Source organism: Pseudomonas sp. GW821-FHT02C04, assembly GCF_059421845.1.
In genome coordinates, this window is the sequence record NZ_JBWKVT010000010.1 from 1 (window position 1) to 12,617 (window position 12,617).

The window sequence follows — 12,617 nt, forward strand, 5'->3', positions numbered from 1 at the left end:
CCGGGGGCATCGCCTACGGTTTGCTTCGCTGCACCTCCTCTCGATGTGTTTGGCTTCGCCAAACGGCGCTGCGCGCCCACCCCCGGATGAATCCCTCCACTCAGCCTGCCGAAGGGGCCGACACGTCAAAAGCGGTACTTGAGCTAACGCTCATCGTGTTGAGTGGTGGAAAGCAGAAAGCAGAAAGCAGAAAGCAGAAAGCAGAAAACAGAAAACAGGAGGGAGAAAACAGGAGGTAGAAAACACCTGCGGACTGCTTGATCGTTCCCACGCTCCGCGTGGGAATGCCGCCCGGGACGCTCCGCGTTCCATTTTCGAATGTTTAAAGATGTGTGGAATTCACCGAACCTTCCCACAAGGTTTTCAGGTTGTCCGTCGGAAGCACGCTCTCTAGTCTTTGGTTGTCGCTGCCAATTCAGCGACCGGGAGTGAGATCCCGGCTATTCATTTGGATACTTGTGCGAGCCCCTTCATAATCGCCGCCAGCTTAGACTGTCAGCGATTCTCTATGGCGGCTGTGTGCGGGTGGACGAATGTCCTGCCGGGTGTCCATACCGGTGATCTCACCCCGTACATAGCTGCCACCTCTTCTTCGAGTGAGATCGGGAAAAAGTGGCTCCATAACTGGAGAAATTGCTACATGGATAAGCTGATACCCGACCCACCCCTCGAAACACCCACACCCCTCGAAGACGCCATGCGCGCCGAAGACCTCGCCCGCAACCGCGAAGCCATCAAACGTGCCCTCGATTTCTATCTCTGCCCCAACCTTTCCAAACCACGCCCGCCGAGCACGATGTACATGGTCAGTCCCAACGTCGACACCGAAAGCCTGCTGGCCAATGCCTGCGAATCCCTGGCGTCGGCCAGCACGATGACCAGCAATTTCGCCAATGAACTCACCGGCCCGCAGCGCAGTACGGCGTTGGGTATCCAGCAGATCATCATGCTGGCCGAGTTGGCTGTGAATCGCGCGCTGGATCGGGTTGATCCGCAAACCTGATTACCCAAATCCCGGGCACAAAAAAACCGGCGATCATTACTGATCGCCGGTTTTTCATTCAGCCGTCACTTAATCACTGCATCAACACTTCAATCGAGCCGTCGGCCGTCAGGCTGACCTGGCTGGTGCCCGCTTCGACTTCAGGCGTCACCGGCGCTGCATCCATGCCGGCGGCGGCTTTCATCATCATCGGGGCGCGCATGTACGGTTGCGGGTAGCCATTGCTGTTGAGGTTCAGGTTGACGATTTTGTAACCCTTGCCGCCCAGGGCGTCGGTGGCCAGTTGGGCGCGGGCCTTGAAGGCGGTGACGGCTTCTTTCAGCAGTTTGTCTTCGCTGGCCTTGCGGGTCGGGTCGGCGATGGCGAAGTCCATGCCGCCCATTTTCAGGTCGGTCAGCAACTCGCCGGTGAGTTTGGACAGGGCGGCGAAGTCGGTGCTTTCCAGGCGCAGCTCGGCGCGTTCGCGCCAGCCGGTGATTTTCTGGCCCTTGGTGTCGTAGATCGGGTAGCTGTTGCGGCTGCCCTGGCGCAGGGTGATGTCTTTGACTTGCTTGGCCTGGGCCAGGGCCTTGTTCATGGTGGTGCTGACGTCGGCGGCGAGTTTGGCCGGGTCAGTGTTTTGCTCTTCGGTGTAGAGGGTCACGATCATCAGGTCGCGGGCCACTTCCTGGCTGACTTCGGCGCGCAGGGAAATCTGGTTGTAATGCAGCTCATCGGCGGCCAGGGCCGGAAGGCTGGCGATGCTGCCGACGGTCAGGGCGAGAAGGGCGGCGCTGCGGCGAAATGTGTGCATGAAAGCTCCTTGATGAGGGCGCAGGTGATGGTTCGGGGGCCTGCGTGAAACCATCAGACTGTAGCTTTTATGATCCGGTTCGCCCAGTTACAACTTCTATACAGATGGGCCTTATAGCCGCCACGGTGCTTTTTGCCATGTGGTCGTTTGCCGCACTTTCGCCTCTCGGGCGCGCGGCTTGGTTATACTCCGTGCGATCCGCCTGGAGCGCTCATCAGGAGAGCTCATGCTCGCCCCCGTACAACTGACTTCCGCCACTCGCCAGAACCTCTGGCGGCTGACTTTCATCCGCACGCTGGTGCTCGCCGCGCAGGCCGGTTCCGTGGGCCTGGCCTACTGGCTGGATCTGTTGCCGTTGCCGTGGGTGCAACTGGTGATGACCCTCGGCTGTTCGATTCTGCTCTGTGTGTTCACCGCCGTGCGTCTGCGTACTTCGTGGCCGGTTACCGAGCTCGAATACGCGCTGCAACTGGCCTGCGATCTGTTTATCCACAGTGCCTTGCTGTATTTCTCCGGCGGGTCGACCAACCCGTTCGTTTCGTATTATCTGGTGCCGCTGACCATTGCCGCGGTGACACTGCCGTGGCGTTATTCGGTGGTGCTGTCCGGCATTGCGCTGGCCTTGTACACGCTGATGCTGACGCATTTCTATCCGCTGGAAACCCTGCCGGTGGCCCGGGAGAACCTGCAGATCTACGGCATGTGGCTGAGCTTCGCGCTGGCGGCAGCGGTGATTACCTTCTTCGCCGCGCGCATGGCCGAAGAGCTGCGTCGGCAGGAAGAGTTGCGTGCAATCCGCCGCGAAGAAGGCCTGCGCGATCAGCAATTGCTGGCCGTCGCGACCCAAGCTGCCGGCGCCGCCCATGAACTGGGCACACCGCTGGCGACCATGAGCGTGTTGCTCAACGAAATGCAGCAGGATCACCACGATCCGATGCTTCAGGAAGACCTGAAGGTGCTGAAGGATCAGGTGAAACTCTGCAAGGAGACCCTGCAACAACTGGTGCGCGCCGCCGAAGCCAATCGCCGGATGGCGGTGGAGATGCAGGACGTCACCGAATGGCTCGACGAAGCGCTCAACCGCTGGCACCTGATGCGTCCCGAGGCCAGTTACCGCTTCCAGCGTCTGGGCCAAGGCACGCTGCCGCGTGTGGCACCGCCGCCGGATCTGACCCAGGCCTTGTTGAATCTGCTGAACAACGCCGCCGATGCTTGCCCGGAAAACCTTCAGGTGACCCTGGACTGGACGGCCGAAGACCTGACCATCAGCATTCGCGATCATGGCGCCGGTGTGCCGCTGGCCATCGCCGAGCAGATTGGCAAACCGTTTTTTACCACCAAGGGCAAAGGTTTCGGCCTGGGCCTGTTTTTGAGCAAGGCCAGCGTGACACGCGCCGGCGGCTCAGTGAAACTCTATAGTCATGAGGAAGGCGGCACGCTCACCGAGCTGCGCCTGCCCCACGGCGCCCGAGGAGAGCAACATGAGTGACGAAATCCAAGTCGAAGGCGAAGAACTGCCGCATTTGCTGCTGGTCGATGACGACGCGACCTTCACCCGGGTGATGGCCCGCGCCATGGCTCGCCGTGGTTTCCGCGTCAGCACCGCCGGTTCTGCCGAGGAAGGCCTGACCATTGCTCAGGCCGATCTGCCGGACTATGCCGCGCTGGACCTGAAAATGGACGGCGACTCCGGTCTGGTCCTGCTGCCGAAGCTGCTGGAGCTGGACCCGGAAATGCGCGTGGTGATCCTCACCGGTTACTCGAGCATTGCCACGGCGGTCGAAGCGATCAAGCGCGGCGCCTGCAATTACCTGTGCAAACCGGCCGACGCCGACGACGTGCTGGCAGCGCTGCTGTCCGAGCACGCCGACCTCGACAGCCTGGTGCCGGAAAACCCGATGTCGGTGGATCGCCTGCAATGGGAACACATTCAGCGCGTGTTGACCGAACACGAAGGCAACATCTCCGCCACTGCCCGCGCCCTGGGCATGCACCGCCGCACCCTGCAGCGCAAACTGCAGAAGCGCCCGGTTCGTCGCTGAACCTGCGCTGAACGGCCATCGCCAGCCCTCGCGATAAAGCGCACCGATCAACTATGATCGGTGCGTGTCTGTTCTTTTCTTTATCGAGCCTTATCCATGAATCAGAACGCTGAATATTCCGCGGTCAACGATGCTGTGCGCGGGCAGTTTTTTCGCAAGGTGTGGGCCATGACCACGCCGTACTGGCGCAGCGAAGAGAAGGGCAAGGCCTGGACGTTGCTGATCGCCGTGATCGCGCTGTCGCTGTTCAGCGTCGGCATCTCGGTGTGGCTCAACAGTTGGTACAAGGATTTCTACAACGCCTTGCAAAAGAAGGACGAGGCGGCGTTCTGGCAGTTGATCCTGTATTTCTGCGGCATTGCGGCCGTGGCGATTCTCGGCTCGGTGTATCGCCAGTACCTGACGCAGATGCTGACCATCCGCTGGCGGGCGTGGCTCACCGAAAACCATTTCAAGCGCTGGCTCGGGCACAAGAATTACTACCAGCTGGAGCAGGGCGGCTACACCGACAACCCTGACCAACGTATTTCCGAAGACCTCAACACCTTTACCACCACCACGCTTGGCCTGGGGTTGGGATTGATCCGCACCGTGGTCAGTCTGGTGTCGTTCTCGATCATTCTGTGGGGCGTGTCCGGCAGCATCGAAGTGTTCGGCATCGAGATTCCCGGCTACATGTTCTGGTGTGCGCTGCTGTATGCGGGGGTTGGCAGTTGGTTGACGCACCTGATCGGCCGTCGCTTGATCGGCCTGAACAACCAACAACAACGCTTCGAAGCCGACCTGCGTTTTTCCATGGTACGGGTTCGCGAGAACGCCGAGAGCATTGCGCTGTACAACGGTGAGCCGAATGAAAACCGTCGCTTGAGCAGTCGCTTCGGGCTGGTCTGGCAAAACTTCTGGGACATCATGCGCGTGTCCAAGCGCCTGACGTTCTTCACCTCGGGTTACGGCCAGATCGCAATCATTTTCCCCTTCATCGTCGCGGCACCCCGTTACCTGTCCGGCAAGATCGAACTGGGTGAGCTGATGCAGATCAACTCGGCATTCGGCAACGTGCAAGAGAATTTCAGCTGGTTCATCGACGCCTATACGTCGCTGGCGGCATGGAAGGCCACCTCCGATCGTCTCCTGAGCTTCCGTCAGGCCATGAGCGACAACGAAGACCGGGCACCGGCCATCGATGTACAGAATCACGGTGATGAATTGAAGGTACACAACCTTGGGCTGGACCTGGCTGACGGCCGTCACCTGCTGACCAGCGCCGACATGACTGTGGAGGCGGGTGATCGAGTGATGCTCAGCGGCCGCTCCGGCAGCGGCAAGTCGACACTGCTGCGGGCGATGGGGCATTTGTGGCCGGCCGGCCACGGCAGCATCCGTCTGCCGGCATCGCGTTATCTGTTCCTGCCGCAAAAGCCGTATCTGCCGATCGGCACCCTGCGTGAAGCCTTGAGTTATCCACAACCGGGCGATACCTACTCGCCAGAGCGTTATGCACAAGTGCTGGAAACCTGCCGTCTGCCGCATTTGGTGGCGCGACTGGATGAAGCCAATCACTGGCAGCGCATGCTCTCGCCGGGTGAACAGCAACGATTGGCCTTCGCCCGTGCGCTGCTCTACGCACCGCACTGGCTGTATATGGACGAAGCGACGTCGGCGATGGACGAAGAGGACGAAGCCACGCTGTATCAGGCGCTGATCGATCAGTTGCCGGGCCTGAGTATCGTCAGCGTCGGGCATCGCAGCAGCCTCAAGCGCTTCCATCCACGGCATGTGCGGATCGACAGCGGGCATCTGGTCGAGCAGACCGTCACGGCCTGATGTGTACTGAATCTGTGGGAGCCTGCTCCCACAGAGGACGGTGATCGTACAACTCCCTTGGGCTATGATGCCCCTCTAGCCGAATTTTCGAGATAAACGCAGACCATGGAAAACCCGATCGACACCCCGCGCCTCCCTCGCAAGCGCCGCAGCCTGGCACAGGAACTGGTGACGGTGCTGACCGAGCAGATCCGCGACGGTCTGCTCAAGCGTGGCGACAAGTTGCCCACCGAGTCGGCGATCATGGAAGCCAATGGTGTCAGCCGTACCGTGGTGCGCGAGGCGATTTCCCGGCTGCAGGCTGCAGGGCAGGTCGAAACCCGTCACGGCATCGGTACCTTCGTGCTCGACACACCGAGCCCGAGCGGTTTCCGGATCGACCCGGCAACCGTGGTCACCCTGCGTGACGTGCTGGCGATTCTCGAATTCCGTATCAGCCTCGAAGTAGAGTCCGCAGGTCTTGCCGCACAACGTCGCAGCACCGAACAACTGGCCGCCATGCGCGCCGCCCTCGATGCGTTGAACGAAAGCGTGGCCCATGCCAGCGATGCAGTGGCGTCGGACTTCCAGTTCCACCTGCAAATCGCGCTGTCCACCGGCAACCGTTATTTCACCGACATCATGACCCACCTGGGCACCAGCATCATTCCGCGCACGCGGCTGAACTCTGCGCGCCTGGCCCATGACGATCAGCAGCACTACATGAATCGCCTGAGCCGTGAGCACGAGGAAATCTACGAGGCCATCGCCCGCCAGGATGCCGATGCCGCCCGTGCGGCCATGCGCCTGCACCTGACAAACAGCCGCGAACGGCTGCGTCAGGCGCATGAAGAGGCGCAGGCGCAGGGCTGAGGAGTCAGGCTTCGACGTAGAGTTTCAGCGGCTCCGAACACGGTTCCAGGCTGGACTCATCGGCGAACTTGTAGCGCAGCTCGACGGTGCTGTTCAGGTACTTTTCCAGTTCGAATCTCGGGATGCTCAGCTCGATTCCGGTCAGGCCGACCATGTCGTCGAGTGCGTCATCCCAGACGCCGGTCGGCTCCGACAGACCCAGCCATTCAGGCTCTTCCGGATCGTCGCCGAGGATCGGGTACACATCCCAGTTCGGCGGTGTGTCCTGTCCATCGGGGACACGAATGATCAAATCGTCATCCAGCGTCGACAGCCGCAGGATGATCGAATCGCTGGCGTGATCGGGGAATTGCGGAAGGTGTGCAGCGGCAAACGTCATGATTCGTTCTCCTTGAAAGATCTGCCGCGATCCTTCGCGGCAGTCGTCGCACTTTACCCGGCGAATCCGTGTTGTGCGCCGGGGCAATCTTGTCCGGGCATTTCAGCTCTTGGGCAGAATCGAGCGATCCACCCTGACCGCCAGTTTGCCCGGGCCGGGCCTGACGTCGAACGTCGCCTGACCCTGGGCGTCCACCGACGCCCGGGCGATGGCCACGCCGTCGCGCAGCAATTGCAGCGGCGCACCTTTCAACGATTGGCCCGAGGCCAGTTCCACTTTCAATTTAATCGTCATCGAATCGCTCCTTAATTCGTGGTGCCGGTTGGGTGATAGTCCTTGAGCAGCAGGTAAGTGCTCCAGCCCCACCAGTCGTCGACGGTGGCGGTGTCGTTGAGGTTGTTCACGTCCTTGCGCCGCAGGACTTTGTTGCCCTGGACGCGGAACAGTGGCGAGAAGTTGTTCGTCAGACTCATCACGAAAGTCAGATCCGGCAACCGTTGCAGTGCGTTGAAGGTGGTCGGCACGTTGCCGCTTGAATACGCGGCATACACCTCGTCCGCCGAATCCTGCACCGCTTGATTCACCTGATTGCGATTGTCGGTGTCGGCGGCTTCGAAGTAGCGCTTGTCGCCGAATGCACGCCATTGCTCGCCATGTCCGTTGCGCACCTTGAGCCCGAATTTGCTGTCTTCATCGTGCATGAAGCGAGTGATGAGCGAGCCCAGGTCGCTCGGTGTCACCGCTGCGGCCATGGCTTTGCGCGGCACCCGCAAGTGCCCGGAAGAGAACAGGTCGGTGAGGTAGTGGTCGGCGAACGCATTCATCGCGTAGGCCCGTTCCAGTTGCAGCTCGTCCTGACTGGCGTGGGCGGCTGCGGCGGTTTGGAGGGCGGCGGTGTGCCCGGCGATGTAGGCCTGGCGGGCCCATTCGCCGAAATGGTCGGCATTGTTCGCCGCCAGTTTCAGGTAGCGACCGAGCGGGAACAGCGCCGAGACGAAACTGCCGCCGCCGGTGATTTTGTTCCACTCTTCCGACAACGTATCTCCCAGTGCGTCGTAGGCTTCGTGTGGTTGCTTGCCGTCCTTGATCGCCTGTTTAACTGCATCGATCTCTTTTTGCATGATCGCGAGAATCTGTGGCGCTTCGGCCTTGGAGGCCGGTAGGGCGGCGAGGGTGTCAAACGCCGCCGAAAAGCGCTGAAGCCGATCTGCCGGGGTGGCGCCTTCGTTGATCGGCCGGTCGACGACTCCGTAGAAATCTCCGCCCAGCGCCAGCACCTGGCCGTAGGTCAGCGCCAACCCGTTCGGTAGATGCAGTGGCACGTTTTGCCCGAGCACCGGCTCGGCATTTTCAACGAAGCGCAGCCGGGTGTTATCGCCTATAGCCGTGTGTTCCGCGCCTTCGAAGCGCAGCGGCGGTTTGCCTTTCATGGCCTTGCCGGGCAGGGCGGGGACGGGTTCGACATCGCTGTGCGAGTCAGCAATGTGCAGCAACAGATGCGGATTTTCAGCACTGAAGGCGATGCCGTCGGGGGTAAAAAGATCATCGAAACGGGCGATGACCGGTGTGGGTTTTTCAAGGCATTTTGTTTGTAGACCGGACATTTCTTTCTCCTTGATATGTCGTCGGTGGATTCTTATTTAACTGTACGCATATACAGTTAAATCGAGCCTAGTCGAGAAAACGCCTACGTCAAAAAGAAATCCTGTCCGACAAAAAATACCTCCCAGCGATGAAATGCAGTTGACGGTTATCTTTTAAGTTGTACGATGACCTACAACTTCGGCGAAGGCTGAACGGTCCACTCACAAAAAACGTTGCTACCAGGGTGTTCGAATAATGAATCCACAAGAACTGAAGTCCATCCTCTCCGCCGGCCTGCTGTCGTTCCCGGTTACCGATTTCAATGCCCAAGGCGATTTCAACCGCGCGGGCTATATCAAACGCCTGGAATGGCTGGCCCCGTACGGTGCTTCGGCTCTGTTCGCCGCCGGTGGTACCGGTGAGTTCTTCTCCCTGGCCGCCAGCGAATACTCGGAAATCATCAAGACTGCCGTCGACACCTGCGCCACCAGCGTGCCGATCCTTGCCGGCGTCGGCGGTTCGACCCGCCAGGCCATCGAATACGCTCAGGAAGCCGAGCGTCTGGGCGCCAAAGGTCTGTTGCTGCTGCCGCATTACCTGACCGAAGCCAGCCAGGACGGCGTTGCCGCCCACGTTGAAGCGGTGTGCAAATCGGTCAACATCGGTGTGGTGGTTTACAACCGCAACGTCTGCCGCCTGACCGCGCCGCTGCTGGAACGTCTGGCCGAGCGCTGCCCGAACCTGATCGGCTACAAGGATGGTCTGGGCGATATCGAGCTGATGGTGTCGATCCGTCGTCGCCTCGGCGATCGCTTCAGCTACCTCGGCGGTCTGCCGACCGCCGAAGTCTACGCCGCTGCCTACAAGGCCCTGGGCGTGCCGGTCTACTCGTCGGCGGTGTTCAACTTCATCCCGAAAACCGCGATGGATTTCTACCACGCCATCGCCCGCGAAGATCACGCCACCGTCGGCAAGATCATCGACGACTTCTTCCTGCCGTACCTGGACATCCGCAACCGCAAGGCCGGTTACGCCGTGAGCATCGTCAAGGCAGGCGCCAAGATCGCCGGCTATGACGCAGGCCCGGTGCGGGCGCCGCTGACCGACCTGACCCGCGAAGAGTACGAAATGCTCGCCGCGCTGATCGACAAGCAAGGTGCGCAGTAACACAACCCTCTAAACAAGGCCGCTGAGCAATCAGCGGCCTTTTGCGTCAGGAGAATGATTCGTGACCAAGCGCTATGACAACTACATCAACGGTGAGTGGATCGCCGGCAACGATTACTCGGTCAACATCAACCCGTCCGAGCTGAGCGACATCATCGGCGACTACGCCAAGGCCGATCTGGTTCAGGTCAACGCCGCCATCGACGCCGCTCGCGCCGCGTTCCCGGCGTGGTCGACGTCGGGCATTCAGGCTCGCCACGACTCGCTGGATAAAGTCGGCAGCGAAATCCTCGCCCGTCGCGAAGAGCTCGGCACCTTGCTGGCCCGGGAAGAGGGCAAGACCCTGCCGGAAGCCATCGGCGAAGTGACCCGCGCCGGCAACATCTTCAAGTTCTTCGCCGGCGAGTGCCTGCGTCTGTCCGGCGACTACGTACCGTCGGTGCGCCCGGGCGTCAACGTTGAAGTCACCCGCGAAGCCCTCGGCGTGGTCGGCCTGATCACCCCGTGGAATTTCCCGATTGCCATCCCGTCGTGGAAAATCGCCCCGGCCCTGGCCTACGGCAACTGCGTGGTGTTGAAACCGGCGGATCTGGTGCCCGGTTGCGCCTGGGCCCTGGCCGAAATCATCTCTCGCGCAGGCTTCCCGGCCGGCGTGTTCAACCTGGTGATGGGCAGCGGTCGCGTGGTGGGCGAAGCACTGGTCAACAGCCCGAAAGTCGACGGCATCAGCTTCACCGGCTCCGTCGGTGTGGGCCGGCAGATCGCCGTCAACTGCGTGTCGCGTCAGGCCAAGGTGCAACTGGAGATGGGCGGCAAGAACCCGCAGATCATTCTCGACGACGCCGACCTTAAGCAGGCGGTCGAGCTGTCGGTGCAGAGCGCGTTCTACTCCACCGGCCAGCGTTGCACGGCGTCGAGTCGCTTGATTGTCACTGCCGGGATTCACGACAAGTTCGTCGAAGCCATGGCCGAGCGTATGAAGTCGATCAAGGTCGGTCACGCGTTGAAAGCGGGCACTGACATTGGTCCGGTGGTTTCACAAGCGCAGCTTGAGCAGGACCTGAAATATATCGACATCGGCCAGTCCGAAGGTGCCCGTGTGGTCAGCGGCGGCGGTCTGGTGACCTGCGATACCGAGGGTTACTTCCTCGCGCCGACGCTGTTTGCCGACAGCGAAGCTTCGATGCGCATCAGCCGCGAAGAGATCTTCGGCCCGGTGGCCAACATCGTCCGCGTCGCCGATTACGAGGCTGCACTGGCCATGGCCAACGACACCGAGTTCGGCCTGTCGGCGGGCATTGCCACCACGTCGCTGAAGTACGCCAACCACTTCAAGCGTCATTCCCAGGCCGGGATGGTGATGGTCAATCTGCCGACCGCCGGTGTCGATTACCACGTTCCGTTCGGGGGCCGTAAGGGTTCATCCTATGGCTCACGTGAGCAAGGCCGCTATGCGCAAGAGTTCTACACCGTGGTGAAAACCGCCTACATCGGTTCGTAAGTCGCTGCACCCGCGCAGGGTTATTGCCAAGGCCCTGCGCGGCACAAGACCAAAGAATGTTTTACCCGCATAAAAATAATCAGTGGGAGTACATCTACATGCAATCGTCCAAGCCGACTCACGTCCGCTATTTGATCCTGCTCATGCTGTTCCTGGTGACCACGATCAACTACGCCGACCGCGCCACCATCGCGATCGCCGGTTCCAGTTTGCAAAAAGACCTCGGCATCGACGCGGTCACCCTCGGCTACATCTTCTCTGCTTTCGGTTGGGCTTACGTGGCCGGGCAAATTCCCGGTGGCTGGCTGCTCGATCGCTTTGGCTCGAAAAAAGTCTATGCCCTGAGCATCTTCACCTGGTCGCTGTTCACCGTGCTGCAAGGCTTCGTCGGTGAGTTCGGCATGTCCACGGCCATCGTCGCGCTGTTCATGTTGCGCTTTCTGGTCGGTCTGGCCGAAGCGCCATCGTTCCCCGGCAACGCACGCATCGTCGCGGCCTGGTTCCCGACCGCCGAACGCGGCACCGCTTCGGCGATTTTCAACTCGGCCCAATACTTTGCCACCGTGCTGTTCGCTCCGCTGATGGGTTGGATCGTCTACACCTTCGGCTGGGAGCACGTGTTCATCGTCATGGGCCTGTTCGGCATCGTGTTCTCGCTGATCTGGCTGAAGGTTATCCACAGCCCGCGCCAGCACCCGATGGCCAACGAAGCGGAAGTGAAGTTCATCGCCGACAACGGCGGCATGGTCGACATGGACCAGAAGCAAGGCAAAAAGGCTGACGGCCCGAAATGGGACTACATCCGTCAGTTGCTGACCAACCGCATGATGCTCGGCGTTTACCTGGGCCAGTACTGCATCAACGGCATCACCTATTTCTTCCTGACCTGGTTCCCGGTGTACCTGGTGCAGGAACGCGGCATGACCATTCTCAAGGCCGGTTTCATCGCTTCGTTGCCGGCGATCTGCGGCTTTATCGGCGGCGTCCTCGGCGGGGTGATTTCCGATTACCTGCTGCGCAAGGGCCATTCGCTGACCTTCGCCCGCAAGGCACCGATCATTGCCGGTCTGCTGGTCTCCAGCAGCATCGTCGCGTGCAACTATGTTGAAGTGGAATGGATGGTGGTCGGCTTCATGGCCTTGGCCTTCTTCGGCAAAGGCGTGGGCGCGCTGGGCTGGGCGGTGGTCTCCGACACTTCGCCGAAACAGATCGCCGGTCTGAGCGGGGGCCTGTTCAACACTTTCGGCAACATCGCGTCGATCACTACGCCGATCGTCATCGGCTACATCATCAGTTCCACCGGTTCGTTCAAATGGGCGCTGGTGTTCGTCGGTGCCAACGCACTGGTGGCGGTGTTCAGCTACCTGGTGATCGTCGGCCCGATCAAACGAGTGGTACTCAAAGAGCCGCCAACCAATGGCGGTTCCGAAGCCACCGGTAAATTGTCTCAAGCGCATTCCTGAGGAGCGGCG

13 protein-coding genes are annotated in these 12,617 nt (G+C 60.6%); 9 read left to right on the forward strand and 4 right to left on the reverse strand.

Annotated elements, in window-relative coordinates:
* Window positions 1-239 (forward strand): hypothetical protein (locus AC07VV_RS27200; protein ID WP_495038013.1); only part of this gene is annotated, 239 nt, incomplete at its 5' end.
* Window positions 240-640: 401 nt separating this feature from the next.
* Complete coding sequence (locus tag AC07VV_RS27205; protein ID WP_495038014.1) at window positions 641-1,003, forward strand: DUF6124 family protein; 363 nt, start codon at window positions 641-643, stop codon at window positions 1,001-1,003.
* Between the two features lie 73 nt (window positions 1,004-1,076).
* Here AC07VV_RS27205 and AC07VV_RS27210 read toward each other — a convergent pair whose 3' ends face one another.
* On the reverse strand, window positions 1,077-1,796 hold the full coding sequence (locus AC07VV_RS27210) for an SIMPL domain-containing protein (protein WP_495038015.1): 720 nt from the start codon (window positions 1,794-1,796) through the stop codon (window positions 1,077-1,079).
* Between the two features lie 226 nt (window positions 1,797-2,022).
* Here AC07VV_RS27210 and AC07VV_RS27215 point away from each other — a divergent pair, with 226 nt between their 5' ends.
* From AC07VV_RS27215 to AC07VV_RS27230, 4 genes are all read left to right on the forward strand, one after another.
* Complete coding sequence (locus AC07VV_RS27215; protein WP_096818909.1) at window positions 2,023-3,285, forward strand: ATP-binding protein; 1,263 nt, start codon at window positions 2,023-2,025, stop codon at window positions 3,283-3,285.
* Window positions 3,278-3,838 (forward strand): response regulator transcription factor, encoded by a 561-nt coding sequence (locus AC07VV_RS27220; RefSeq protein WP_003221630.1) that lies wholly within the window; start codon window positions 3,278-3,280, stop codon window positions 3,836-3,838. Before AC07VV_RS27215 ends, AC07VV_RS27220 begins: the two co-directional genes overlap by 8 nt.
* A 96-nt stretch (window positions 3,839-3,934) precedes the next feature.
* Complete coding sequence (locus AC07VV_RS27225; RefSeq protein ID WP_493072666.1) at window positions 3,935-5,662, forward strand: ABC transporter ATP-binding protein/permease; 1,728 nt, start codon at window positions 3,935-3,937, stop codon at window positions 5,660-5,662.
* Window positions 5,663-5,767: 105 nt separating this feature from the next.
* Window positions 5,768-6,514, forward strand: coding sequence for a FadR/GntR family transcriptional regulator (locus tag AC07VV_RS27230; protein WP_495038016.1), 747 nt, complete (start codon window positions 5,768-5,770; stop codon window positions 6,512-6,514).
* Window positions 6,515-6,518: 4 nt separating this feature from the next.
* Here AC07VV_RS27230 and AC07VV_RS27235 read toward each other — a convergent pair whose 3' ends face one another.
* The 3 genes from AC07VV_RS27235 to AC07VV_RS27245 all read right to left on the reverse strand — a co-directional run bounded on the left by AC07VV_RS27235 (window position 6,519) and on the right by AC07VV_RS27245 (window position 8,497).
* Window positions 6,519-6,893 (reverse strand): hypothetical protein, encoded by a 375-nt coding sequence (locus AC07VV_RS27235; RefSeq protein WP_495038017.1) that lies wholly within the window; start codon window positions 6,891-6,893, stop codon window positions 6,519-6,521.
* 102 nt (window positions 6,894-6,995) lie between these two features.
* The gene (locus tag AC07VV_RS27240) at window positions 6,996-7,187 is read right to left on the reverse strand and encodes a hypothetical protein (RefSeq protein WP_493087581.1); all 192 of its coding nucleotides are present in this window, start codon (window positions 7,185-7,187) and stop codon (window positions 6,996-6,998) included.
* Between the two features lie 11 nt (window positions 7,188-7,198).
* Window positions 7,199-8,497: a phospholipase gene (locus AC07VV_RS27245; protein ID WP_495038018.1), complete on the reverse strand. Its 1,299-nt coding sequence runs from the start codon at window positions 8,495-8,497 to the stop codon at window positions 7,199-7,201.
* 235 nt (window positions 8,498-8,732) lie between these two features.
* Between AC07VV_RS27245 and kdgD the strand changes: the two genes are divergently transcribed.
* From kdgD to AC07VV_RS27260, 3 genes are all read left to right on the forward strand, one after another.
* Window positions 8,733-9,644 carry a 5-dehydro-4-deoxyglucarate dehydratase gene (kdgD, locus tag AC07VV_RS27250; RefSeq protein WP_495038019.1) on the forward strand — a complete coding sequence of 304 codons (912 nt, stop codon included), beginning with the start codon at window positions 8,733-8,735 and terminating at the stop codon, window positions 9,642-9,644.
* 61 nt (window positions 9,645-9,705) lie between these two features.
* Window positions 9,706-11,145, forward strand: coding sequence for an aldehyde dehydrogenase family protein (locus AC07VV_RS27255; RefSeq protein WP_495038020.1), 1,440 nt, complete (start codon window positions 9,706-9,708; stop codon window positions 11,143-11,145).
* A 98-nt stretch (window positions 11,146-11,243) separates the two neighbouring features.
* Window positions 11,244-12,608 carry an MFS transporter gene (locus tag AC07VV_RS27260; protein ID WP_249485592.1) on the forward strand — a complete coding sequence of 455 codons (1,365 nt, stop codon included), beginning with the start codon at window positions 11,244-11,246 and terminating at the stop codon, window positions 12,606-12,608.
* The last annotated feature ends 9 nt before the right edge of the window (window positions 12,609-12,617 follow it).